Annotated in this window: 12 protein-coding genes; 6 read left to right on the top strand and 6 right to left on the bottom strand. The window is 51.9% G+C overall.

The window, feature by feature from the left end; genetic code table 11:
* Positions 1 to 16: 16 nt before the first annotated feature.
* The 3 genes from E7746_RS11885 to E7746_RS11875 form a co-directional block, all read right to left on the bottom strand.
* Positions 17 to 3070, bottom strand: a complete 3054-nt coding sequence (locus tag E7746_RS11885) for a SusC/RagA family TonB-linked outer membrane protein (protein ID WP_136411351.1) — start codon at positions 3068 to 3070, stop codon at positions 17 to 19.
* 101 nt (positions 3071 to 3171) lie between these two features.
* Entirely contained in the window at positions 3172 to 5415 is a 2244-nt protein-coding gene (locus tag E7746_RS11880) for a LamG domain-containing protein (RefSeq protein ID WP_136410938.1), read from the bottom strand.
* A gap of 305 nt (positions 5416 to 5720) precedes the next feature.
* Positions 5721 to 9923 (bottom strand): hybrid sensor histidine kinase/response regulator transcription factor, encoded by a 4203-nt coding sequence (locus E7746_RS11875; protein WP_136410937.1) that lies wholly within the window; start codon positions 9921 to 9923, stop codon positions 5721 to 5723.
* A 381-nt stretch (positions 9924 to 10304) separates the two neighbouring features.
* On the opposite strand from E7746_RS11875, the gene E7746_RS11870 reads away from it, so the two are divergent.
* The 4 genes from E7746_RS11870 to E7746_RS11855 are packed head-to-tail and all read left to right on the top strand — an operon-like array spanning position 10305 to position 16348.
* The gene (locus E7746_RS11870) at positions 10305 to 11753 is read left to right on the top strand and encodes an arabinan endo-1,5-alpha-L-arabinosidase (RefSeq protein WP_238337387.1); all 1449 of its coding nucleotides are present in this window, start codon (positions 10305 to 10307) and stop codon (positions 11751 to 11753) included.
* A 42-nt stretch (positions 11754 to 11795) separates the two neighbouring features.
* A complete protein-coding gene (locus tag E7746_RS11865) occupies positions 11796 to 13781 on the top strand; it encodes an alpha-L-arabinofuranosidase C-terminal domain-containing protein (RefSeq protein WP_135946628.1) in 1986 nt (661 codons plus the stop codon).
* Positions 13782 to 13788: 7 nt separating this feature from the next.
* Positions 13789 to 14769 carry a glycoside hydrolase family 43 protein gene (locus E7746_RS11860; protein WP_136410936.1) on the top strand — a complete coding sequence of 327 codons (981 nt, stop codon included), beginning with the start codon at positions 13789 to 13791 and terminating at the stop codon, positions 14767 to 14769.
* A gap of 31 nt (positions 14770 to 14800) precedes the next feature.
* On the top strand, positions 14801 to 16348 hold the full coding sequence (locus E7746_RS11855; RefSeq protein ID WP_136410935.1) for an alpha-N-arabinofuranosidase: 1548 nt from the start codon (positions 14801 to 14803) through the stop codon (positions 16346 to 16348).
* Positions 16349 to 16642: 294 nt separating this feature from the next.
* On the opposite strand, the gene E7746_RS11850 is transcribed toward E7746_RS11855, so the two are convergent.
* The 3 genes from E7746_RS11850 to lysS are packed head-to-tail and all read right to left on the bottom strand — an operon-like array spanning position 16643 to position 20758.
* Positions 16643 to 17992 (bottom strand): glucose-6-phosphate isomerase, encoded by a 1350-nt coding sequence (locus E7746_RS11850; protein WP_136410934.1) that lies wholly within the window; start codon positions 17990 to 17992, stop codon positions 16643 to 16645.
* Between the two features lie 31 nt (positions 17993 to 18023).
* Positions 18024 to 19052, bottom strand: coding sequence for an NAD(P)H-dependent glycerol-3-phosphate dehydrogenase (locus tag E7746_RS11845; protein ID WP_238337183.1), 1029 nt, complete (start codon positions 19050 to 19052; stop codon positions 18024 to 18026).
* Positions 19028 to 20758: a lysine--tRNA ligase gene (gene lysS, locus E7746_RS11840; protein ID WP_123395450.1), complete on the bottom strand. Its 1731-nt coding sequence runs from the start codon at positions 20756 to 20758 to the stop codon at positions 19028 to 19030. Before lysS ends, E7746_RS11845 begins: the two co-directional genes overlap by 25 nt.
* A gap of 231 nt (positions 20759 to 20989) precedes the next feature.
* Between lysS and E7746_RS11835 the strand changes: the two genes are divergently transcribed.
* Both E7746_RS11835 and E7746_RS11830 read left to right on the top strand, forming a co-directional pair.
* The gene (locus E7746_RS11835; protein ID WP_123395451.1) at positions 20990 to 21676 is read left to right on the top strand and encodes a tetratricopeptide repeat protein; all 687 of its coding nucleotides are present in this window, start codon (positions 20990 to 20992) and stop codon (positions 21674 to 21676) included.
* A 170-nt stretch (positions 21677 to 21846) separates the two neighbouring features.
* Positions 21847 to 24219: a glycoside hydrolase family 127 protein gene (locus tag E7746_RS11830; protein WP_136410933.1), complete on the top strand. Its 2373-nt coding sequence runs from the start codon at positions 21847 to 21849 to the stop codon at positions 24217 to 24219.
* The last annotated feature ends 63 nt before the right edge of the window (positions 24220 to 24282 follow it).

The raw sequence follows: 24282 nt of genomic DNA, 5'->3' as shown, positions 1-24282 counted from the left end.
AATAATCATAAGGCAATTAGAATTGAATGTTTACACCGAAGTTAACGGTCTTACAGATGGGGTAACGGTTGGAGCCGCTGCTTTCGGGGTCGGTGAGTCCATCAAGATGGTCCCAGGTTATGAGGTTGTTGGCGTTCACATAGAAGCGGCACTGGCTCATGAACACGTGCTTGGTCCACTTCTCGGGGAGAGTGTAGGAGAGCTCGATGTTCTTCAGACGGCAGAATGAACCGTTCTTCAGGAAGAATGAGTTCTGACGCTGGTTGTGGTTGCCGTTGCTGTCGTAGTGAAGCAAGGGATACTTGGCCTGAGCAAGGTTCTGAGCTTCGCTCAATGCGGGGTTCCAACGGTCGAGGTGGTGTTCCTTAACCTTACCGCCGTTAACGAATGCGTACATTGCCTCGGCGTCGTAGTAACGGCTCACGTGGTCAACACCCTGGAACATCACGCTGAAACCAATGCCTTTCCAGTTGGCACCGAGAGTGAGTGCGAAAGTGTTTTCGGGGATGTCGCTGTAGCCGATGAATGTTTCATCGCGGTCGTCGATAAATCCGTCGCCGTTCATGTCGCGGTACTTGAGGTCACCGACCTTCACGTCGCCGAATGTCGACACGGGGAGCTTGCCGCCGTCGAGGTCGGCCTGAGTTACGAATCCGTCGGCGATGAGTCCGAAGAACTGGCCGATAGCATGACCTTCACGCTTGCGGTATCCGGTCTTGTTGGCGGGCTCGTCCATAGCCACGATCTTGTTCTTGGCGTGAGAGTAGGTAAGACCTACCGAGTAGTTGAAGTCACGACCTATAGAGTTGTTGTAGTGAAGTTCGATTTCATAACCCTGGTTGGTTGTCTTACCGAGGTTACCAGCAGCCGAAGATACACCGAACCACCAGGGGCGGGTGAGGTATTCGGTCAAGATGTCGTTACGCTTCTCGTAGAAGTAGTCGATGTTACCGGTCAAGGTGCTGTTGAACAGTCCGAATTCAAGACCTACGTTGTACTTGTGAGCGCGCTCCCAGGTAACTGCGTAGTTGGGATACTGCTGCTCGAAGATACCGGTCTGGCCTGAAGTACCGAAGTAGTAGTCGTTGCCGATCTGTAACCACTTCTGCTCGTAGAGGAATCGCTGGCTGTAAGAGTCGTTACCTACCTGACCGTAGCTTGCACGGAGCTTGAGGTTGTCGAGCCAGTTGCGGGTATTTTCCATGAACGACTCCTGGGCGATGCGCCAACCGAGAGAGAATGCGGGGAAGAAACCGAAGCGGCGACCCTTGGCGAAGTTCTCGGAACCGTTGTAACCGACATTGATTTCGGCGAGGTAGCGGTTGTCGTATCCGTAAGTCACACGACCTACAACACCCTGGTAGCGGTGAGCGAGTTCGCTCTGGCGACGGAAGTCATTCTGCATGTAGAGCACCATTGCCGTAACATCGTGCACCTGGTTGAAGATGCGCTTGTAGTTGAGCTGAGCCTCCATGTAGAGCTTGTAGAGGGTGAAGCTGCTGCGTGAGTGAGCGAGCGTACCGTCGGAGTTGAAGCGGTTGTAAGAGTCGATCGAAGTGGGATCGTAGGGAACACCGTTGTTGTCCTTCATGAGCTCGTAGGTTGCAAACGACTTGCTGTAGAGTGAACGGTGATAGTTCTCGTAGTCAAATGACATCATGGCGCGTGCGCTGAGGCCGGGGGTGAGCCAATCCATCTTGTAGTCGGCGATGAAGTTGGTTTCGTTCACGGTGTTCACGCCCTTGTAGTAACCCGATTCGGCAAGAATCGCGTAGGGGTTCAGCTGATACTGTGAGGTACCTGCGTAGAGAGTCTTGGTGGTTTCACCGTTCTGAGCCTGATAGGCCACGGGGAAGAGCCATCCGGGTATGTGGTTGGCCTGATAATATATTTCGCTGTGTTTGTCTTCTTCTCTGGAGTTGGGACCCTTGCGCTCCTCGAAGCGGGTACCGAAGTTAACCGACAGAGTAAGATCCTTTGACAGGAAGAAGTCGGCGTTGGCACGGAAGCCGTAGCGGCGGTAGTGGAGGCTTGAGGGGTTGCCGTAGGGGTCGTTGGAGAGTTCCTTGAAGAGCGAACCCTGGTTGTAGTATTCGAGTGATGCGTAGTAGCGCATGCGCTTTGTACCACCGCGCACGCTTGCGTTGTAACGCTGTGCGGGAGCCGATGACTTCAACACTTCGTCATACCAGTCAACGTTGGGGTAGAGCAGAGCGTCAAGACCGCTGAGCTGACCTGCAACCGACTTGCGATACATTTCGATGTCGGCGGCTGAGTACTGCGAGGGAAGGCCGTCGTTGGCGAGAGCCTCTTCAAGAAGCATTACCGACTGATAAGAGTCAAGGTAGGTGTCCTTGCGGGTAGGAGTCTGGAACTGCCAGTTGGCGGTGAGGCTCACTACGGGCTTCTGCTCCTTACCGCGCTTGGTGGTGATGAGCATTACACCGTTAGCACCACGCACACCGTAAACGGCGGTTGCCGATGCGTCCTTAAGAACCGAGATGGTTTCGATATCGTCGGGGGCGATCTGCGAGAATGAACGCTCGATACCGTCCACGAGGATGAGGGGCTGTGCGTCGCTTGCGAATGTCGCGCGACCACGGATGAATATCTGTGCGTCGTCGGCACCGGGGGCACCTGAAGTCTGCGAGGTGATCACACCGGGAATCTTACCGGTGATGGCCTGCGAGAGGTTGGCGGCGGGAGTTTCGAGGAGGTCGTCGGAATTAACCTGTGAGATTGCACCCACAACCGATTCCTTCTTCTGCTGACCGTAACCAACGACAACGACTTCGTCGAGGAGAGCCGATGACTCCTTGAGGGTCACTGTAATCTTGGTCTGTCCCTTGAGGGCGACATCCTGAGTTTCATAGCCCACATAGGAAACCTGAAGTACAGCCGATGCGGGGTCTTTAACGAAGAGCACGAAGTTACCGTCGAAATCGGTGGCGGAACCTGTAGCAGTGCCTTTTTCGATTACGCTGGCGCCAATCAGCGGCTCGCCGGTTTCGTCAAGGACAGTACCGGTGACTTGCGTTGACTGAGCAAATGCACTCTGAGCCACCAGCATCAATATGAGTGTCGGCAGCAGGTGGCGGAGCGTTGTGCTCCACCATCCTTTTGCTGTTTTGCTGTTATTATTCATTATTCAGTATTTAGATTTATAGTTATTTACTTCTTGAAATTCATGATTTGCTTTATCTCAGCCTGTGACAGAGCCTTATTGTATACCATGATGTCGTCAAATCCAAATCCGGGATCGGGGTCGCCCCATCCCCAAGCTTGGTTTCCTCCAAGACATACATAACCGAGTGTCGAGAGTGTTTCAAGGTCGCATTGCTGTCCTCGGCTTTCACCGTCGAGTGCCCACTCGTTGATAAGTTCTCCGTCAAAGTATACGAAAGCGCTGGTAGGAGTGAACACTGCTGTGTACAGGTGCCACTTGTGGTCAACGAGCCAGTCGGTGGCGTCGTGCAGAATCTGGTTGGTGCCTGCTACATTCTGAGCGTCGGTGTAGTCACACCAGTTGTCGCCCGAGTTGTCGGGGCCATTGCTGTTGATCATGAGCGCACCGCGGTACTGGCAAGCAAACATCGGGCATCCGTTTCCACCAGGAGCTTCGGCATAACCGGTCATTACGGGCGACCACATGTAGGTGTTGGATGCGCCTGCGTTGGATGCGTTGAGCCATACGTTGATGGTCATTTCCTTGGTTTCACCAACTTTGGAGAGTGCTCCGGAGGGGAATACGAGGTAGTTCTCGCGAAGACCGCCTACGGCATTCTGGAATATCTTGCCAAATCCGGGAGTTTCATCGTTAACGAATGTTCCGGCACCCTTGAGGGTCATGTTGTCGGCATCGTTGCTGAATGTGTTGCCATAAGCTACATTGGTCTTGAGTCCCATGATGGCCTTGATCTGAGCCTTTGAAAGTTCCTGGTTGTAGATTGCGATGTCGTCAAACCAGAATCCGGGGTCGTTGTCGCCCCAGTTCCAGGCCTGGTTACCGCCGAGGCAGATGTACTGGAGTTCCGAGCCGTTGCTGAAGAGGCCGGCGGCGGTGTTGTTGGTGCCGTCGATTTCCCATTCATTGGCAATTTCGCCGTCGATGTAGACCTTGGCCGTTGTGGGGGTGAACACTGCAGTGTAGTAGTGCCACTGTCCGTCGGCAAGCCAGTCGTTTTCGCCGTGATAGAGTATGTTCTGCTTGTTTACATTCTGGTCGTCGGTGTAGTCGCTCCAGCCGTTGCAGTTGACCTGAAGCACGCCGCGATACTGGCAGGCGAGCATCGGCATTCCGTTATCGGTGGGGTTGTGGGATGCGTAAGCGGTGAAGAGAGGTGCCCACATGTAGGCTGAAGACTCTGTTTCGTTACCGCGGTTCACCCATACACCTATTGTGAGAGCCTGAGTGTCGGCCGACTGACCGAGCACGTTGGAGGGCAATACAAGGTAGTTGCTGCGCATTGCGCCGCTTGCGTTGGAGAATACATTTCCAAACGCACCGCCCTTATATATTATTGAGCCTGCACCGTATATCGAGCATCCGTTCATGCCGGCGTCGAATGAGTTGAAGAATATAGGAGCAATCGGCTCAAACTTGTTGTCATCACCACCGGGGCCTTGACCGCCGCCGTTGCCGATGTTGGGTCGAGCGATTTCCTTGGCTGTGATTTCGTTGCGATATATCTTAAGGTCGTCAATCATCCAGGGCTTGGAAGTTTCGGTCGATCCTATATACATCTTGCTTACGTTGTTGAGGAACTGCACCATCTTTGAGCAGTCGAAGTCGGTGACTTTCTTCTCCACCTTCTGTTGTCCGTCAACGTATAGTCCGTAGCCGTCATTGCGCATGATAAGCGCCACATAATGCCAATCGCCTGCGGGGATGTAGCCGGTGGCATAAGTTGCAGGATTGTTATCCTCCCACTCGCCGTCCATGCCGTTGTATTTGATCCAGCCGTTGGCGGTGAAGAACATCTTAGAGGTCGCATTCTCATTTTCAAATGCAATAAGAGCACCGGTGAGATCCTGGGGCTCGGTAGTTTCGTTGCCTTCTTCATCGACATTCACAACCAGGGGCTGCTTCATCCAGAAGGTCATTGAAACCGCTTTCTGCACTTTCACTGAGTTCAGAGGATTGTTTAAGGTCACATAGCCGTTGTTGAGGCTAAGCACATTTCCCTTTATGTCATCTTCCACCACCGAAGGCAGTTGTCCGTCGGCATTTGCATACGTTTTGTACACAATCGGGTCAAGCTCGGGCTCGTCAAAGGAGAACGTAGCAACGTTTTCCAATGTCGGCGTCACTTGATTGCCGGCCGCCGGGTCCATTTCGCCCCAGTCTTGGCATGATGACCCTAAGAGGAGGACAGCAATAGCTGCCGCAAAAGACGTCCACTTTTTAGTCTTCATAATTGATATTTAGTTTTAGGTTAAAAGTTCATTCTCAAGGCTGTTTTGATAAGGTCTTGCTTTTAGCACTGCAACTTATTCAATTTCGCACCGGATACTGTACTTTAACAGGTTAAAATTCGCGTTTTGGGAATTGGTTTTATAAAGGTGTAAATCTTCAATTTCAAACTGTGCAAAATTACTTATATCTATGTGTCCGATGGTGGACAAATAGACAAATTATGAGGATAAATCGCCAACATGTAAAATTTTCATAGATTCGTATATTTTTAGTAATAGATTAATATTAAAGGTTTTATGAGCTATTATGTGTCATCTCCGTTTAGCATCGAGCTTGGCGTTACATTAAATTGTCGGGTGAAGCATCGAGTGAAGTATTTCGAGTCGTTGAACCCTACCTCATAGGCTATTTCCGACACATTCATGTTGCGGGTCTTACGGTTCTTTAGTATGAGTTCGCGAGCAATGCTCATGCGGTAGTTTCGCATGAATTTTGTCGCCGATTGTCTGGTGAGATTCTGTAGTTTTTTGTTGAGCAGACTTCGGCTTATACCGAGGGCCTCGGCAAAGTCACCCACCTCAAAGTAGGAGTTTTTATAGTTGTTCTTGACAACTTCCATCACCTGGTCGATGAACTTCTTGTCGCGCGACTCGTCCTCGATGTTAAGTTCGTCGACATCCATGTCGATGTTGAACTTGGACTGATGACGCCTCTTGTTTTCGAGGATGTTGGATATGCGGGTGAGCAGCAGCTCTTCGTCAAAGGGCTTCAAGAGGTATTCGTCGACACCTACGCGGTAGCTTTCAAGGCGTGACTCCTGTCCCGTCTTGGCCGTCAGCATCAGGAACGGGATGTGGGATATGGCGAAGTCCTCCTTGACGCGGCGTGACAGCTCGAGTCCGTCCATCACGGGCATCATGAGGTCGCTTATTATGAAGTCGACCTGATTGGAGAGGAGTATCGACAGGGCTTCCTCGCCGTTGGATGCTTCAAGCAGATTGTACTTGTCGCGCAATACGGAGCATATAAACCGGCGCATGTCGTTGTTGTCCTCCACCACGAGGATGGTGATGCCGGGCGACGGCTGCATCACCGGCACCATGGGCACCGAGGCGGGTGCTGTGGGAGCCGGCAGCAGGCTGTTGGTGGCCTCCTCGACATTGCTCATGGGCAGCAGTACACGGAACGAGCATCCGCGGGTGCGGTTGTTGCGTGCCCATATCGAGCCTCCGAATAGCTCTACGATGCTTTTGCAGAGATAGAGTCCTATTCCGCTGCCCGATGAGCCGGGGATGGGATATTTTATTTGGCTCTTGCCTTGATAGAAGCGGTCGAATACCTTGTTGATTTCGCTTTCGGGTATGCCGTTTCCGCTGTCGGTGATGTCAAGGTAGAGCATGGGCTCGGGGCGGTTTTTACCCTGGGGCAGCATTGCGGCATAGAAGGTTACGGTGCCTCCGTCGGGGGTGAATTTAATGGCGTTGCTGAGCAGGTTGGGGATCACCTTGCGCAGTGCGTCACCGTCGAAGTCGAGTTCGGGCTGCGGGATGTGGAAGAGGCTTCGCAGGGTTATGTTTCGCTCGGCGGCAAAGGGCTGGAAGGGAGTCAGTATCTCGTTGGCCATCTTGACGAAGTTGCCGCGTGTGCGCACGATTTCCATCTTGCCCGACTCGAGCTTGCGGAAGTCCATGAGCTGGTTCACGAGGTTGAGCAGGTATCGGGCGTTACGTTCCACATAGTTGAGCTGCTCGATTACCTGGGGATTGTAGCTGAGCTTCAGCGCACGCTGTGTGGGGCCTATGATAAGGGTGATGGGAGTGCGGAACTCGTGGGTTATGTTGGTGAAGAATGATATGCGGTCCATTGCGAGGTCCTGCACTCGGCGTGACATGTCGATGAGCTGGGTCTTCTGCTCGGTTATCTCCTCATTGTTGCGCTTGAGCATGTCGTTTTGCTCCGAGAGTGCCACGGCGCGAGCCTCGAGGAGCTGCTTCTGTTGCCTTATCTCGGATGTGCGCTCTTCAACCGAAGCCTGCAGCAGGGTGCGCTGGTTGGTGAGTGACTTTACGCGGTAATAGTGGAAGAGCCATGCCGATGCGCCCACGAGCAATATCATTATCATCATGAACCACGGGGTGCGGTAGAAGTAGGGCTTTACCGTTATGACGAGCTGCGAAATCTCCGATTCGTCGGGTTGCGAGCCCTCGGGCACGTAACGCACCTGCAGCTTGTAGACTCCGGGTTCGAGATTGGTGTAGGTCACATATCGGCGGTCGACAGGCAGGGTTATCCACTTGTCGTCAAATCCCACAAGGCGGTAGCTGTAGTGTCCGGCATTGTCACGGTCGTAGTCGAGCGCGCTGAATCCTACAGTGAACGACTTGTCGCGCTCATGGATTGTTATGTGCTTGGTCGACGATATGTCGAGGGGCGTTATGTCGCTGCCGGCATGCACCGGTTCGTTGGCTACGGAGAGTGACGTGAAGTACACGGGATAGTGGAGCTCCTTGGATTTCTTGGTCACACCGTCGAGCTTTATCAGGCCGTCGACTGTGCCGAAGAGCAGCCGTCCGTCGCTGAGCCGGTAGGATGCATTCCAGTAAAACTGGTCGTTGGCGAGTCCGTCGGTTCGGTCGTAGTTGATGAACGTGCCGTCGTCGGGGTTCAGTCGTGCGAGTCCGTTGGCGGTGCTTATCCACATATAACCGTCGTTGTCCTCAAGGATTCCGTTGACAATGTCGCTGGGCATTCCCTCGTCGGTGGTGTAGTTTATGAACTTTTCACCGTTTTCGTCGGTGACGCGGTGATATACGCCGTTTCCATTGGTTCCGAACCACATCGAGCCGTCGGATGACATGTAGATCGAGCTTATCTTATCGGCGGTTTTCGACTTGGGGTCGTTAAGCTTGTGGCTGATGTGACGGTAGGTGAATGTGCCGTCGGGCTTGCGCTCGTTGAGTACGATGTCATAAACGCCGGTAAGCGATCCCACCCACAGGTGCCCCTTTTTGTCGATTGCGGTGCCTATTGTGCCGGGCACGCCGTCGGCCGCCCCTTTGAACGGCTCGGTTATGCGGCCTGTGTTGAGGTCACGGAAATATAATCCTAAGTTTGAGCCTATCCATATTCCGTTGTTGATTGAGTCGTAGGCCAATGCTCCGATATAGCCTATGGGAAGGCTCCCGTCGTCGGTGGCATTGATGGTTTCGATGCGATGTGACGGATTCTTGCGGTCGATTACATTCAGACCGCCTCCCCACGTGCCTACCCATAAGCGGCCGTCACGGTCGGCCGTTATCGCGCTGACCGAATTGTGGGTTATCGCCCCGTTTTCGGCCGTGAAGTGGTCAAAGCTCTTCATGTCGCTGTGAGCGCGGTTCAATCCACCCTCTACGGTTCCAATCCACACTGTGCCGTCGACATCCTCATATATTGAGTTGACGGGATTGTCGGAGAGTGACGATGTGCGGTTGGGGTCATGGAATATGTCGGTGATGTAGATGTTGCGCGGAACAAACTTGTTCAGGCCGCCTCCTTCGGTGCCAAACCATATTCGGTCGCTGTCGACCTCCACGCAGTTGATGAAGTTGTTGTTGAACACTGCCCTGGGATCGGACTGAGGCATATCGCCTACGCGCTCAAAGTTGTCATTGATTGGGTTGTAGATGTTGATACCCCTCAGAGTCGAGGCTATCAGTCGCTTGTCGGCTGTTATGTCGAGGTCGGTTATGAAGTTCTGGGAAAGAGATTTAGGGTCGGCGGGGTTGTAGACATAACGCTTTACCATATTGGCGCTCGGGTCATAACGATAGAGTCCGAGGTCGGTGGAAATCCACACATTGTCACCCTTGGCGATGAAGTCGCTCACATAGGTGTGAGGATCGAGCTTCAGGCAGTCGGCTACCGGCTTCAGGGTAATTGTAGCGCCTTGGTCCTCGATGTTCATTATCTCGCCGTTGATTGAGGTCCACAGAGTGCCGTTGCCCTCTATGTCCTTGATTTTAAGGACCGACACGTTAAGCGGGTCGTGAGTCAAAGTGGCTATGCGGTCGATCGAGCCGTCGTCGTTAAACGACACTTTGGCTATTATGGTGTCGGCATGGAGCCACATGTTACCGTTTTTGTCGCTTGTGGCGAAATCAATCTTCGATATGTCGATGGGGTTGTCGCCTTGCTCAAGCTTCGCAAAAATAGGGTCGTCTTCGGCAAGAGTGGAGAGTTTCTCCATATCTATTATGTCGAGGCCTCGGTCGGTCACGGTCCACAGTCGGTTGAATTTGTCCTCGCTCAGCGTTGTTGCGAAGATGCTCTTTATCTTTCTTAAAGATGAGGAGGGGCCGAATGTCACAAAGTCATGTCCGTCGTAACGCGCCACTCCGCCTCCGTTGAGAGCCATCCAGATGAAGCCCTTGCTGTCGCGGTGAATGTCGTCGACGAAGTTGTGGGGCAGTCCTTCATGGATGGTTATGTAGCGGGTGTTGTAGTCATCGGCAAATCCTTGTGACATGTTGTTGGCTGCCGATGCAGTAAATATAGTAAAGAAGGCGACGGCAAAAACCAGCGTCACTTTACAAGATATGCAAAAATGATGTAATCTCATCATGGTATGCGGTAGTGGCAATTTCGTTTTGGGTTACTGTGAATTCGGTTGTTAATCGAGAGTGTGCAAAGATAGTAATTTTAAATTGAAATATATACTAATAGATGTTTATTTTGGCATAAATCAGGGGCTTCGCTACTTGATTAGTGTCGATTTACACTCATTGTCCACCCTAAATCGTGATATGTCCACCATTCATATTGTATATAAAGGTAATTTTGTGCCGAAATTAAAAAAAACACTTTGTTCATGAAAAACCTTTGCAAAACTTTATTGCCGGTTGTTTTGATGCTTCTGCCCGGATTCAGTCGGGCCGATGTGTTCAAGCCCGTCCCGGCTCCTAATCCTTGGGCCGACGATTACCGATCTTTATCGTCAATGGAAAACTACAAATCGTGGGGAACTTACAATGTACACGATCCTGCGTGCCGTAAAGTAGGCGACTATTATTATATGTATTCGACCGATGCCATTTTTGCCGAGAACCGTCAGGAGGCTGCCGAGAAGGGCGTGCCTATGGGCTTCATTCAGATGCGTCGCTCAGCCGACCTTGTAAACTGGGAGTTTCTCGGATGGGCTTTGCCCGAAATTCCCGCCGAGGCTGTTCAGTGGGTGAAGTCGAATGCCGGTGGCAATGGAGCCGAAAACATCTGGGCTCCCTATATGATGCCTTACGGCGATAAGTTCCGTCTTTATTATTGTGTGTCGGCATTCGGAAAGAACACATCATATATAGGTCTTGCCGAGTCATCGTCGCCCGAAGGCCCTTGGGAACTCAAGGGTTGTGTAGTGCGCACCGACGAGTCATCGGTAATGAACGCAATCGACCCCTCGGTGGTCGTGACCGACGACGGCAAGTGGTGGATGCATTACGGATCGTTTTTCGGCGGACTCTACTGCGTTGAGCTCAATCCCGCCACAGGTCTTCCCGTGAACGCCGGCGACCAGGGTCACCTCGTGGCTCGTCGTGCCGACTATAGCGTGCACAACCTCGAGGCCCCCGAGATAATCTATCATGAGCCGTCACGCCAATATTTCCTTTTCGGTTCCTACGACCCTTTGATGACCACATATAACGTGAGAGTAGGACGCTCCGACAAGCCCGAAGGCCCTTTCATCGACTTCTTCGGCAAGGAGATGAGCGACACCACCAACAATTTCCCCATCCTCACGGCTCCTTACCGCTTTGACAGCCATGACGGCTGGGTGGGCACAGCCCATTGCGGAGTGTTTACCGACGGTGAAGGCAATTACTTCATGGCTCACCAGGGACGCCTCGCTTCCGAAAGCGCCTTGATGGACCTACATGTGCGCCGCATACTCTTCACTCCCGACGGCTGGCCTGTGGTTTCGCCCCAGCGTTATGCAGGAGTGCCCCAGCGCAGTTTCAGCGCCGCCGATCTTGAAGGCGAGTGGGAGATAGTGCGCATAGTCGAGCCTCGTGCCGAACGCCGCCTTGAAGCCGGACAGATTCTGTGGGGTGAGGGCGCTTTGCTCGACGGCGAATGGAACATCGCCCAACCGTATACGCTTGCCAATGCAGGTGTGATAGCCGAAAACAAGGGCTCATGGCAGTTTGATGAAAAAAATCAGCTATTATCCATGACGCTTAACGGCGAAAAAATCAATAATTTGATTATCTTTGCAGGTCATGACTGGGAACGCCGGCTCGACACAGTGCTTTTTACCGGACTTGATGATCAGGGCCGCTCAGTGTGGGGAAAGAGAACCAAATGACCATAGCCAAAACCCAGAATAGTAATTTTTTAACTTTATATCATGAAATTTAATTCAAGATTATTGACTGCAGTAGCCCTTAGTGCAGGGCTCGCTCTTAATGCTGCGACCAATGAGCTCGTAGTCCAAACCAACAAAATCGGTGCTCCGGTGCAACCAACCATGTACGGTCTTTTCTTTGAGGACATCAACTATGCCGCCGACGGTGGTCTTTATGCCGAGATGATAAAGAACCGCTCGTTTGAATTCCCTGAAAATTTCATGGGTTGGGAGATATTCGGACATGTTGACTTAAAGAATGACGGTCCGTTTGAACGCAATCCCCATTATGTACGCCTTTCCAATCCCGGACACCCCCACAAGTGGACAGGAGTTGAGAATGAAGGATTCTTCGGCGTGAGCTTCAAGGCCGGCGAAGAGTATCGCTTCTCGGTATGGGCTCGCGTACCCGACGGTGGTTCATCTAAAATACGCGTGGAGCTTGTCGACACCAAGGCGATGGGCGAAACCCAGACAATGACTCAGCAGGAGATTACAATCGACTCAAAGGAGTGGAAGAAGTACACGGTAATCCTCAAGCCCGAAACTTCGGTGACCAAGGGTAAGCTCCGCATCTTCCTGAGCAAGCCCGAACACACTGTTGACCTTGAGCACATCTCGCTCTTCCCGGTTGACACTTGGAAGGGACATGAGAACGGAATGCGCAAAGACCTCGCTCAGGCTCTCGCCGACCTTAAGCCCGGTATCTTCCGTTTCCCCGGCGGATGTATCGTTGAGGGTACCGACATCGACACCCGTTACGACTGGAAGAAGACTGTAGGCCCGGTTGAAAACCGTCCTCTCAACGAGAACCGTTGGCACTACACTTTCCCCCATCGTTTCTTCCCCGACTACTTCCAGTCCTACGGACTTGGATTCTATGAATTCTTCCTTCTTTCGGAAGAGATCGGTTCCGAGCCGCTTCCCGTGCTTAATGTCGGTCTTGCCTGCCAGTATCAGAACGACGACATGCACGCTCACATAGCAGTTGACTCGCTTCAGCCCTACATCCAGGATGCATTGGATCTTATCGAGTTTGCCAACGGCGACACTTCGACCAAGTGGGGTGCGCTTCGTGCCGAGATGGGTCATCCCGCTCCCTTCAACCTCAAGTTTATCGGTGTAGGTAACGAGCAGTGGGGTCCCGAGTATGTAGAGCGTCTTGAGCCCTTCATCAAGGCTATCCGCGCAAAGTATCCCGACATAAAGATTATCGGTTCATCGGGTCCCAACTCCGAAGGTAAGGAGTTTGACTACCTGTGGCCTGAAATGACTCGCCTTAAGGCTGACCTCGTTGACGAGCACTTCTATCGTCCCGAATCTTGGTTCTTGAGCCAGGGCGCACGTTACGACAACTACGACCGCAAGGGTCCGAAAGTATTTGCCGGAGAATATGCATGTCACGGACGCGGCAAGAAGTACAACCACTACAACGCCGCTCTTCTTGAGGCTGCATTCATGACCGGTCTTGAGCGTAACGCCGATGTTGTTCACATGGCAACCTATGCACCTCTTTTCGCTCACGTTGAAGGATGGCAGTGGCGTCCCGACATGATCTGGTATGACAACAACAACTCGGTTCGCACAGCAAGCTACTACGTTCAGCAGCTGTTCAGCGAAAACAAGGGTACCAACGTAGTTCCTCTCACCATGGACAAGAAGAACGTTACCGGTGCCGAGGGTCAGAACGGCCTGTTTGCAAGCGCTGTCTACGACAAGGATCGCAACGAATATATAGTAAAGGTGGCCAACACTTCGTCGGAGCCTCAGGAACTCAACATCAAGCTTGCCGGCCTTAAGAAGAAGGATGTGATCACAGGTGTGACTGCACAGACACTCTCGACCAAGGATCTTGACTCGGAGAACACCCTTGAGGAGCCCAACAAGATCGTTCCCTCGATGAAGAAGTTTGCAATGGAGGAGAAGGCCGACTGGACTACAGTTATCGAGCCCAACACATTCTCGGTTTATCACTTCAAGAAACAGTAACCGGCGAATGAATAAACTCACTACATTATTGACAGGAGTGCTGCTGACGGCCGCTGCAGGCGCGTCGGCGGCCGCTCCCGCCGATACGACATTCGTAGCGAAGGGAAATCCATTTGTCAACTATAAATATCTCGGCGACCCCGCCGCTCTCGTGCATGACGGCAAGGTCTATATATATGCCGGACATGACGAGTGTCCCGCTCCCCACTATTACTATGACATGAAGGAGTGGTGTGTGCTGTCATCTCCCGATCTCGTGACATGGACCGAACATCCCGCACCTCTTCGTGCCAAGGACTTCAAGTGGGCCAAGGGTGACGCATGGGCAAGTCAGGTCATAGAGCGTGACGGCAAGTTTTACTGGTATGTGACAGTGGAACATGCCACCATCCCCGGCAAGTCGATCGGAGTCGCTGTCGCCGACAGCCCTCTCGGACCGTTTGTCGACGCCCGAGGCTCGGCTCTCGTGACCAACGACATGACCACCGAGTACACCTCCATAGGATGGGACGACATAGACCCCACCGTGTTTATCGACGATGACGGTCAGGCCTACATCTTCTGGGGTAACACACAGTGCTACTATGCAAAGCTCAAGCCTAACATGATCGAGCTTGACGGCCCTATAATTCCAATAAACCTTCTCCGATACACCGAGGCTCCGTGGATTCACAAGCGCGGCGACTGGTACTACCTGTCGTATGCGTCGGAATTCCCCGAAAAGATATGCTACGCCATGAGCCGCAGCATTAACGGCCCGTGGGAGCCCAAGGGCATTTTGAATGAAATAGCAGGCAATTCCAATACCAACCATCAAGCCATAATAGAGTTCAACGGCGACTGGTACTTCATTTACCATAACGGCGCCATCAACAATGACGGATGTAGCTATCGCCGCTCATTGTGCATCGACCGACTCTACTACAATCTCGACGGTACAATCAAGCGAATCGCTATGACTACCGAAGGCATCTGGCCTGAAAAATAATATAACGAACTATACTAAAAAACCTAAACTAATGAACTATTTGATTAAAACCGGTGCATTGGCGCTTATCCTCGGATGTGCTTCAGCCGCCAACGCTGCCGACAAGAGCGTAACCGTGACGCTGAATCCTCAGGAATCGGCTCCAGTGATTAATAAAGAGATATACGGCCAGTTTGCCGAACACCTTGGAACATGTATCTACGGTGGTATATGGGTAGGCGAGGATTCTCCCATTCCCAACACCAACGGCTATCGTAACGATGTGCTTCAGGCAATGCGCGACATCAAGGTGCCCGTGCTTCGCTGGCCCGGCGGCTGCTTTGCCGATGAATACCACTGGGTTGACGGTATCGGCCCGAAGGAGAACCGTCCCCGCATGGTCAACAACAACTGGGGTGGAACTGTTGAGGACAACAGCTTCGGAACTCATGAATTCTTCAACCTTTGCGAACTTATCGGTGCCGAGCCTTATCTTAGCGGCAACGTGGGTAGCGGCTCGGTAGAGGAGCTTGCAAAGTGGGTTGAGTATATAACCGCCGAGGAGGGTCCCATGGCCAAGATTCGTAAGGAGAACGGTCGTGAGAAGCCCTGGCATCTTAAATATCTCGGTGTTGGTAATGAAAGCTGGGGTTGCGGTGGTAACTTCACTCCCGAATTCTATGCCGACGCATATCGCCGTTATCAGACCTACTGCCGCAACTTCAACGGCAACCGCCTGTTTAAAATCGCTTCAGGTGCAAGTGACTACGACTACAACTGGACCGAAGTGCTTATGGACAAGGCCGGCAATCTCATGGACGGTATCTCGCTCCACTACTACACAACTCCCGGTTGGGTAGGCAGCAAGGGCTCGGCAACCAAATTCACCGACGATGACTACTATTGGACTCTCGGCAAGTGCCTTGAGGTTGGTGATGTAACCCGCAAGCACATGGACATCATGGACAAGTTTGACCCCAACAAGCGTGTAGCTCTTCTTGTTGACGAGTGGGGTACATGGTGGGACGAGGAGCCCGGAACCGTACCCGGTCACCTCTATCAGCAAAACACCATGCGTGACGCAATGGTGGCAGCTCTGTCATTGAACGTGTTCCATGACCTTACCGATCGTGTGAAGATGACCAACATCGCACAGATTGCCAACGTGCTCCAGTCGATGGTACTCACCAAGGACAATCAGATGGTGCTTACTCCCACCTACTATGTGTTCAAGATGTATGTTCCTCACCAGGATGCAAAGCTTATCCCCCTTTCGGTAAATACTACCTATCGTAAGGTGCGTGACAACCGTCTTGTGCCCGTAATCAGCGCAACTGCATCGGAGAAGGACGGCAAGGTGGCTATATCACTTGTTAACACCGACCTCAACGAACCTTGCGAAATCGACATACCTCTCGGCAACATCAAGGCTAAGAATGTAAAGGGTGAAATCCTTACCTCGGCCAACATCGCCGACTATAACGATTTCGGTCAGCCCGAGAAGGTGACTCTCAAGGCTTTCAACGGTGCAAAAATCAACAAGGGTTCGCTCAAGCTGACTTTGCCCGCCAAGTCAATCGTGACACTTCAGCTCGATTAATGCAATAAGTACTTTTTCATTATACGTAATACGCCCCGGGAAGTCCTGTCTTCTCGGGGCGTATTTTTGCTACTTGTGTGTTCCATAGAATTAGCAATTATCAAATATGTGGGTCTCTCCTTGAATGGATTTGTAGGTTTAACAACTATGATTGGTAAATGGTCGCTCAGTCAGGGTTTATTTCACATAAATTGGCTCAAATAGCGGGTTTTAACTATGTATTAACTGAAAAAGCGAGGCATGACCGCTTTGTGGGTCGTGCCTCGCTCTGATTAATTATGTCGCGCTTTCGCTTTATTCGCCGAGTTTTGCCTGAATGGCCTTGGTGGCCTCTTCGTAACCGGGCTTCTCAAGTAGAGCAAACATGTTGCGCTTATAGTCCTCTACACCGGGCTGGTTAAACGGATTCACGCCGAGAATGTATCCCGATATTCCGCAAGCCTTCTCAAAGAAGTAGATGAGCTGTCCGAGATACTTTTCGCTGAGTTCGGGGATGGTGATGCGGATGTTGGGAACACCGCCGTCGACATGAGCTATGCGTGTGCCGAGCTCGGCCATCTTGTTTACTTCGTCGACGCGCTTTCCTGCGATGTAATTCAATCCGTCAAGGTTTGCTTCGTCTGAAGGGATGACTTTGGTGTGCTTTACTGAGTCAACCGACAGCACTGTTTCAAATATTGTGCGTTCGCCGTCCTGTATCCACTGGCCCATTGAGTGAAGGTCGGTGGAGAAGTCGACTGCTGCCGGATATATGCCCTTGTGGTCCTTGCCCTCGCTTTCGCCGTAAAGCTGTTTCCACCATTCTCCGAAGTAGTGGAGCTTGGGATTGTAGTTTACGAGGATCTCAATCTTCTTTCCGGCCTGATAAAGGGCGTTACGTGCGGCTGCATATAGCTCGCTGATGTTGTCGTCGCTTGCCTTCTCGGTGTCGTGCTGCAATTCAAGAGCGCCTTCTACGAGCTTCTTGATGTCAAATCCGGCAACTGCGATGGGAAGCAGTCCCACGGGGGTAAGTACTGAGAATCGTCCTCCTACGTTGTCGTCGATTACGAATGTCTTGTAGCCCTCTTCAGTGGCAAGCTGGCGCAATGCTCCACGCTTGGCGTCGGTTATGGCAACGATGAGCTTTGAAGCCTTCTCCTTGCCCACCTGTGCCTCGAGCTGCTCCTTAAGCAGACGGAATGCGATTGCCGGCTCGATAGTGGTTCCCGACTTCGAGATTACGATGATTCCGAATCTCTTGTCCTTCAGGAATTCCTGGAGCTCATAGAGGTAATCCTCTCCTATGTTCTGTCCGGCGAAGAGCACCTTGGGGTTGTTGGGCAATGCCGGAGTATATGCGTCAAATGAGTTGCTGAGGGCTTCTATTACGGCCTTGGCTCCGAGGTAGGAACCGCCGATGCCTATTGACACCACATAATCGCATGAATTACGCAGCTCATCGGCCACGGCCTGTATTTCATCGAGATGATGAGCCGGGGTGCGAGAGGGGAGGTCGAGCCAGCCGAGGAAGTCGTTTCCTTCGCCTGTGCCCTTGTTGAGCTTTTCAAGTCCTGCGGCGGCAGCACCTTTCTGAATGGTGCGCACCGACTCCTCGTTGACTGTATTGAGGATGTGCTTGATGTTTACTTGAATTTTTTTCATAACTGTTGGTGTTAAATATGTCATTTAAGGGTTATATCAATTCGGTACTGAGTTTTTCAAAAGCCAGTGACACGGGACAACGCTCGTATAGTATACGATAAACACAATCGAGCAGCGGCATGTTCACCTCGTATTTACGATTTATTTCATGAATACACTTTGTGCCGTAATATCCTTCGGCCACCATCTCCATTTCCATCATGGCTGCTTTTACGGTGTAGCCTCGTCCTATCATGGCTCCGAAATTGTGGTTGCGTGAGAACCTTGAATAGGATGTCACGAGCAGATCGCCGAGATATACCGAGTCGCATATCTGACGCTTGCCGGGCGATATGGCTTCGATGAACCGCGCCATCTCGCGTATGGCGTTGGATATCACCATCGCCTGATAATTGTCGCCGGCTTTCATCCCGTGTACCATTCCCGAGGCTATTGCGTAGATGTTTTTAAGTACGCCTGCATATTCAATTCCGTGTACATCGGTCGATACGAAGGTCTTCATCGCCTTTCCGTCGAGCATGGATGTGAATTTACGTGCAAGCTCGATGTCGTTGCAGGCAACGGTGAGATAGCTCAATCGGCCGAGTGCCACCTCTTCAGCATGGCAGGGTCCCGACACGACTACTATGCGTGACGGGTCGACGCCGTAGTACTCCACCATGTAGTCGCTTATCACCTCATTCTCGTCGGGGACGATGCCTTTGGTGGCCACTACGATGTTTTTGTCCGATATGTCGGCTGTCAGCTTTGCCAGGTGGCTTTTGAAGTAGGGCGACGGCATTGCCATCAGGAGAGTGTCGGCTTCGGTGCATGCCGCGTTTATGTCGCTGCGGAAATCGATGCGTCCTATGGGGAACTCCACATCCGACAGATAGGCGGGATTGTGTCCGAGCCTCTTGAAGTCGTTGATGCGGTCGTCACGGCGCATATACCATATTATCGAGTCGCAATTCTGTAGCAGCAGTTTTGACAGGGCGGTGGCCCAGGAGCCTCCACCCATCACCGCTATCTTGCCGGGGAACGGGAATGTTGATTCTACTGTTCGACTGCTGCAATCCATGACTTGATGTCGTCCTGTGTCGGATTTTTAAGTTCGAGTTTAAATTTCTTGTTAATGCCGCATAGATCCTGGAATATCTTGCCGGGATTGGCTCCTGCGAGCTGGCTCACGGTCATTATGCCGGCTTTCTGAAGCGGTGCAACCCATTCGGCGGGTACTCCTATTGCGGTGTAGGCCTCTTCCTTGTCGCGGGGCTGGACTTTTTCGGGACGCATCTGCGGGAAGAGCAGCACCTCCTGAATGGTGGTCTGGCCGGTCATCAGCATCACGAGTCGGTCCATGCCGATTCCCATGCCTGAAGTGGGAGGCATTCCGTACTCAAGAGCGCGGATGAAGTCCTTGTCGATTATCATTGCTTCGTCGTCGCCCTTTTCGGCAAGACGCATCTGCTCTACAAAGCGCTCATACTGGTCGATGGGGTCGTTAAGCTCGGAATATGCGTTGGCAAGTTCCTTTCCGTTGACCATAAGCTCGAAGCGCTCGGTGAGCTCGGGATTGTTGCGGTGACGCTTGGTGAGGGGCGACATTTCGATGGGATAGTCGATAATGAACGTGGGCTGAATGTAGTTGCCTTCGCATTTTTCGCCGAATATCTCGTCGATGAGCTTGCCCTTGCCCATGGTTTCGTCGGCTTCGATGTCGAGCTTGCGGCACACTTCGCGCAATTGCTCTTCGTCCATGCCGGCGATGTCGATGCCGGTGTGCTCCTTTATCGCGTCAATCATCGTTATGCGCTTGAAGGGAGCCTTGAAGCTGATAGTGTTGTCGCCAACCTTGACTTCGGTCGTGCCGTTGACATCGAGGCATATCTTTTCAAGCATCTTTTCGGTGAAGTCCATCATCCAGTTGTAGTCCTTGTAGGCAACGTAGATTTCCATACAGGTGAACTCGGGGTTGTGGGTGCGGTCCATACCCTCGTTACGGAAGTTCTTTGAGAACTCGTAGACACCTTCAAAGCCACCTACGATGAGGCGCTTCAGGTAAAGCTCGTCGGCAATGCGGAGATAGAGGGGAATGTCGAGCGCATTGTGGTGGGTGATGAAGGGGCGTGCGGCTGCACCGCCGGGTATCGACTGCAGGATGGGTGTTTCCACCTCCATGTAACCGTGGTCGTTGAAGTAGTTGCGCATCGAGTTGAACACTTTGGTGCGCTTGATGAATATGTCCTTTACTTGATCGTTGACAACGAGGTCGACATAGCGGCGGCGATAACGCAGCTCGGGATCGTCGAATGCATCGTAGGTAACGCCGTCCTTGACCTTGACGATGGGGAGCGGACGCAGTGATTTGCTAAGCACCGTGAGCTCGCGGGCGTGAACCGAAATTTCGCCGGTCTGAGTGCGGAACACGTAGCCTTTCACTCCCACAAAGTCGCCTATGTCGAGGAGTTTCTTGAACACTACATTGTATAGCTCCTTGTCTTCGCCGGGACAGAGGTCGTCGCGGCTTATGTAGACCTGAATGCGGCCTTTCGAGTCCTGAAGTTCCATGAATGAGGCTTTGCCCATTATGCGGCGGCTCATTATGCGGCCGGCTATGCACACCTCGCGTTGAGGCGCATCGTCGCTGAATGTCTCTTTAATCTCGGTGGTATAGGCGTCGGTGGGGTACAGGGCTGCGGGGTAGGGGTCTATGCCCATACGACGCATTTCGTCAAGACTTCCTCGGCGCACTATCTCTTGTTCGCTCAATTCAAGTATATTCATAATTGTATACAATTTATCAAATTGATGCAAAATTACATAATAATTGCCTAATAATCCTCACTCTTAACGCCTTTTTTGGCTTGTCGGCCGTTTGATATACCTCATTTTTGTTATTATTGCCTTTTTTGCCGTAAAATTTGGGTAAATTAATAATTTAGGTTAATTTTGCACAATTAATGAGCCTACTTTTTCGGCTCTCATTTGTTATATACTGAAAAATATTAATACACAATGGCTGATAAAGACCCGAAACAGAATGAACCTATTGAGCTTGATGTGCTCAACAAGGAGAATGAAGAGTTAAAGAACAATGTGACCAAAGGTCAGAAGTATGTAATGTGGGGCATGATTGCCATTTCGGTAATCGCCATCATCGTTATCATCTACATTTTTGCAGTGCGTAACCCCGGTATAAAGGCCGCTAACGAGGCTGTATCGCAGGCCGACATCACCCTCTCGCAGGGCAATGACTCGGTAGCACTTGCACAATATCAGCAGGTTGCCAACGAATATGGATATGAGGCCGGCAACCGTGCCACTCTTGTTGCCGCAACAATGCTTTACCGTGACGGAAAGTATGAGGAGGCAATCAGCAACCTGAAGAACTTCGATCCCAAGGAAGCTCTTGTGGGCGCTGCTGCAATGTCGCTCGAAGGTGACTGCTATGTCAATCTCCAGAAGTATTCCGATGCTCTTGCTTCCTACGACAAGGCCATCAAGATAAGCGACAACAACGCTCTCTATACTCCGCTCTTCATGCTTAAGAAGGCCACCGTGCTTCGTGAGCAGAAGGATTATGCCGCCGAGCTTAAGGTGCTCAAGGCTATCAAGGCTGACTATCCCGAATATTCGCGCGCTTACAATCTTGACATTGACAAGTACATCGCACGCGCCGAATATCAGGCCTCGGAAAAATAAGAGTGACTTAATACTTGAAACTTAACGGATGGTGCCGTCCCTGAAAATGGGGCGGCACCATTTGTTTAATATTCCTAATTGTTGGCGGTTGCTGTGTGTCGATAGGCGTTATGTTGCGGATTTTCATTAACTTTGTAAGAAATCATTAACCCAACAACATTTCTATTGCAATGAATTACCGACACTTTCTGGCCGCCGGCGTCATGTTGCTTGCAGCAATGTCGCCATTGAGCGCACAGCAGCGGCTTTACCCCAATGAGTTTTCGTTGAGCGATGTGCAATTGCTCGACGGCCCTTTCAAGCATGCCTGCGACCTGAATGTGGATGTGCTGCTACAATACGATGTCGACCGGTTGCTCGCTCCTTTTCTGAAAGAGGCCGGTCTGCAGCCCAAGGGCGAGCTTTTCTCCAACTGGGAAGGACTTGACGGACATGTGGGCGGACACTATCTTTCGGCTCTCGCCATTCACTATGCCGCAACAGGCAACAAGGAGCTTAAATCGCGAATGGATTACATGATATCGGAGCTGAAAAGATGTCAGGACGCCAACGGCGACGGTTATATAGGCGGTGTGCCCAACGGTGCCAAGCTGTGGAAGGAGATACATGACGGCAATGTGGGCATTGTGTGGAAATACTGGGTGCCCTGGTATAATGTTCACAAGACCTACGCCGGACTGCGTGACGCATGGGTGTACACGGGCGACAAGCAGGCGCGTGACATGTTCCTGAAGTTGTGTGACTGGGGCATCGATGTCATAGCACCTCTTGACGACAAGCAGATGGAAGCTATGCTCGACAACGAGTTTGGAGGCATGGACGAAGTTTATGCCGACGCTTATGCCATGACCGGAGATAAGCGTTACCTTGATGCCGCCAAGCGTTTCGCTCACCATTGGCTGCTTGACAGCATGGCGGCCGGTGTCGACAACCTCGATAACAAGCATGCCAACACTCAGGTGCCTAAGGTTGTAGGCTATCAGCGAATAGCCGAACTTGACGGCGACAAGACATTTGACTCGGCTGCCCGATTCTTCTGGAACACCGTTGTACACGACCGCTCACTGTCGATAGGCGGAAACAGCCGTCGCGAGCATTTTGCTTCGGCTGCCGACTGCAAGAGCTACGCCGATGACCGTGAAGGCCCCGAGTCATGTAACACCAACAATATGCTGAAGCTGACCGAGGGCCTGTTCCGAATGTCGCCTACCGCCGAGTATGCCGATTTCTATGAGCGCGCTCTGTTCAATCACATCCTGTCGACCCAACACCCCGAACACGGAGGTTACGTTTACTTCACCTCGGCTCGTCCGGGTCACTATCGCGTCTATTCACAGCCCAACAGCGCAATGTGGTGCTGCGTCGGAACCGGAATGGAGAATCACGGAAAATACGGACAATTCATATACACTCATTCGGGCGATTCGCTTCAGGTGAACCTCTTCATCGCATCGCGTCTTAACTGGCGTGACAAGGGCGTGACACTAACCCAGTCGACATCGTTCCCCGACTCCGAGTCATCGCGCCTCGTCGTGAATACCCGTGGCAAGAAGAAGTTCAAGCTTCAGCTGCGTCATCCGGGATGGTGCGAGGGGATGACTGTCAAGGTCAATGGAAAGGAGATTGCTGCCTCTCCGGCGCAGTCCTATGTGACGATCGACCGTACATGGCGTGACGGTGATGTAGTGGAACTGTCGTTGCCCATGGCCGTAACGGTTGAGGAGATACCCAATGTGCCCGATTACATATCGATCGTGCGCGGTCCCATTGTGATGGGTGCGCGTTACAGTACCGAAAATCTCGACGGTCTTGTAGGTGACGACGGTCGTTGGGCGCACATCGCATCGGGTCCGCTTGTTTCTGTGTTTGATACTCCGTTACTTATAGGAACGCGTGACGAGATTCTTAAGAAGCTCAATAACATGAAGCCTGTTGAGGGCAAGCCGATGACATATACCGTCCCCGGACTGTTTGATGCAAAATATGCGTCACTTGAACTTGAACCCTTTGCCCGCATCCACGATTGCCGTTACATGATGTACTGGCTTTCGATGACTCCCGAGCAATATGCCTCCTACCTGCGCGAAGAGCAGCTTAAGGAGGAGATGCGCCTTGCTCTCGACCGCCGCACTGTCGACGCTGTCAACACCGGTGAGCAGCAGCCTGAGGTGGATCACGGCATGAAGTTTGACCGCTCCAATAAGGGCAACTTCCAGGGCGAGCCTTGGCGTGACGCTTCCAACGGAGGCTACTTCAGCTACATGTTGAGCACCGACAACATCGACTCGCTTGCCCTGATGGTGCGTTACTGGGGTAATGAGAACGGAAAGCGTACATTTGACATACTCGTTGATGACACTCTGCTTGCATCGGAAAATGTGTCGGGCAAGTGGAAGCGTGACGAATTTGTGAATGTGGAGTATCCTATTCCCGCCGATCTGCTCGCCGGCAAATCGCACGTGACGGTGACATTCCGCAGCCATCCCGGACATAGTGCGGGAGGCATATATCACGTAAGGCTTATTAAGGGCGAGGAGAAGTAATCGACCTCTTTGGCTCGCGCTTATACAATAAAAGGGCGGTTTTGCGGTTATTATAGTACAATG

The organism is Muribaculum gordoncarteri, from assembly GCF_004803695.1.
Taxonomy (GTDB): domain Bacteria; phylum Bacteroidota; class Bacteroidia; order Bacteroidales; family Muribaculaceae; genus Muribaculum; species Muribaculum gordoncarteri.
This window is presented reverse-complemented; position numbering and strand designations above follow the sequence as displayed.

Bases quoted from the DNA above. Each gene is read 5' to 3' on its own strand.
- E7746_RS11885 (WP_136411351.1), bottom strand. From the start codon at position 3,070: ATGCTGGTGGCTCAGAGTGCATTTGCTCAGTCAACGCAAGTCACCGGT.
- E7746_RS11880 (WP_136410938.1), bottom strand. From the start codon at position 5,415: ATGAAGACTAAAAAGTGGACGTCTTTTGCGGCAGCTATTGCTGTCCTC.
- E7746_RS11875 (WP_136410937.1), bottom strand. From the start codon at position 9,923: ATGTCACAAGGATTTGCCGATGACTACAACACCCGCTACATAACCATC.
- E7746_RS11870 (WP_238337387.1), top strand. From the start codon at position 10,305: ATGCTTCTGCCCGGATTCAGTCGGGCCGATGTGTTCAAGCCCGTCCCG.
- E7746_RS11865 (WP_135946628.1), top strand. From the start codon at position 11,796: ATGAAATTTAATTCAAGATTATTGACTGCAGTAGCCCTTAGTGCAGGG.
- E7746_RS11860 (WP_136410936.1), top strand. From the start codon at position 13,789: ATGAATAAACTCACTACATTATTGACAGGAGTGCTGCTGACGGCCGCT.
- E7746_RS11855 (WP_136410935.1), top strand. From the start codon at position 14,801: ATGAACTATTTGATTAAAACCGGTGCATTGGCGCTTATCCTCGGATGT.
- E7746_RS11850 (WP_136410934.1), bottom strand. From the start codon at position 17,992: ATGAAAAAAATTCAAGTAAACATCAAGCACATCCTCAATACAGTCAAC.
- E7746_RS11845 (WP_238337183.1), bottom strand. From the start codon at position 19,052: ATGGATTGCAGCAGTCGAACAGTAGAATCAACATTCCCGTTCCCCGGC.
- lysS (WP_123395450.1), bottom strand. From the start codon at position 20,758: ATGAATATACTTGAATTGAGCGAACAAGAGATAGTGCGCCGAGGAAGT.
- E7746_RS11835 (WP_123395451.1), top strand. From the start codon at position 20,990: ATGGCTGATAAAGACCCGAAACAGAATGAACCTATTGAGCTTGATGTG.
- E7746_RS11830 (WP_136410933.1), top strand. From the start codon at position 21,847: ATGAATTACCGACACTTTCTGGCCGCCGGCGTCATGTTGCTTGCAGCA.